At 33.0% G+C, this 1,812-nt stretch carries 1 protein-coding gene; it reads left to right on the forward strand.

What is annotated here, in order from left to right; genetic code table 11:
* Positions 1-1,812, forward strand: a 1,812-nt coding sequence (locus ACN4EE_RS23060; protein WP_431708851.1) for an O-linked N-acetylglucosamine transferase, SPINDLY family protein, incomplete at both ends; no start/stop codon positions are given.

A 1,812-nucleotide genomic window follows, 5' to 3' on the forward strand; every position in this document is an offset into this window, starting at 1 on the left:
ACTGTCGGTTATCCTGAAAACCTTTCAGGTGGATTTTATTTATGATTGGAATATTTTAAAACTCCTAACCCAAGACAACATCCCCTCCATAGAAATTAACATATTAATCAAGGTTTTAGACAAAGTTCTTAGATTACCTACCAAAGCCAGTATTGATTTAGCCGAAGCTAGTTTAATTGCTACTAAAGCTAATAATGAAGTAGCCAGTAAAATCAAAACCATTGCTCATTTTATGGGAATGGATAATTTATATGGCATCTATGGCATCGATCTTTTATGTCTTTATGCTAGGTTTCTGCCTGATAACCTGAATACTTATCGAGAATTATATCTTCTTTATATGAAGGTTCAAAATTATGAAAAAGCCTTAGAGGTAGCTGAGACAATAAAAGTAAAAAGTAATTCCCTTGACGGCAAAATTTTGGGCAATAATTTTCTTTTCAATTGCTATCTAACTATCGGTAAATGGGATTTAGCCACCGAAACAGGAAAGCAACAGATTCAATATTGGGAAACCATGATAGAAGAAGATTATAAGATTTTAGATCCCGTTGCTAAAGATGCTTTCATTGCAGGTTTAATTTGTCCTCTCTACTTAAAAGACGATCTTGCCTATAACAGATACTTATTTAATGGTATCTCAAAAATGTATTATGAAGTTAATAAAGATGACAAAATTAGGATTTTTAACCAAACAAAAGAAATCAGAAAATTAAAAATAGGTTATATTGGGCATACATTTAGAACTCACTCTGTAGGTTTTCTCTGTCGTTGGTTAATTAATTATCATAATCTCGATTTATTTGAAATTAATCTCTATTCAGTACATGGACATCAAGACAATATTACGGAGAAATGGTTTAAAAATAGTAAAATATCACAGTTTTACGATGCGGCAAGAGATGTTAACCACATTACCAATAAAATCTATGATGATCAAATTGATATTTTAGTGGATATGGATAGTGTGACTTTAAATTTAACCGCATCCGTGATGGTGAATAAACCCGCACCAATACAAGTATCTTGGTTAGGGTTAGATGCTTCTGGTTTACCTTCCATAGATTATTACATTGCTGATCCTTATGTGTTGCCAGAAAATGCAGAACAATATTATCGGGAGAAAATTTGGCGTTTACCAAATACTTATTTAGCCATTGATGGGTTTAATATCGGTACTCCCACTTTAAGAAGAGAAGATTTTGGTATAACAAAAAATGATGTCATTTTTATGAATTTACAAAACCCTGCTAAACTAAATCCCGATATTCTTAAGTCTCAACTGCAAATAATCAAACAAGTACCCAATAGTTATCTATTCGTCAAAATTAGAAAGGATGAAAGTGCATTAAAAGAATTAGTAATAAAAGTTGCTAACTCAGAAAATTTGTCCATGGATAGATTAAGATTTATACCTTTAGATGTGGTTATTGAAACTCATCGAGCAAATTTACGGATTGCTGACGTGATACTTGACACTTATCCTTATAATGGCTCAACTACAACACTGGAAGCATTATGGGCAGAAATTCCTGTGGTAACGAGAGTAGGAGAACAATTTGCCGCCCGTAACAGTTATACTTATATGATGAATGCGGGAATTTCTGAAGGTATTGCTTGGACTGATGAGGAGTATATCGAATGGGGAGTAAGGTTTGGTACGGATAAGGAATTAAGGAAGAGAGTATATTGGAAATTACGAGAGTCGAAAAAGACTTCTCCTTTGTGGAATGCAAGACAGTTTACAAGGGAAATGGAAAAGGCTTATGAGCAAATGTGGGAAATTTACGTTAATCAACAAAATAAAATAAC

The sequence above is a fragment of the Geminocystis sp. CENA526 genome, assembly GCF_050753365.1.
GTDB lineage: Bacteria > Cyanobacteriota > Cyanobacteriia > Cyanobacteriales > Cyanobacteriaceae > Geminocystis.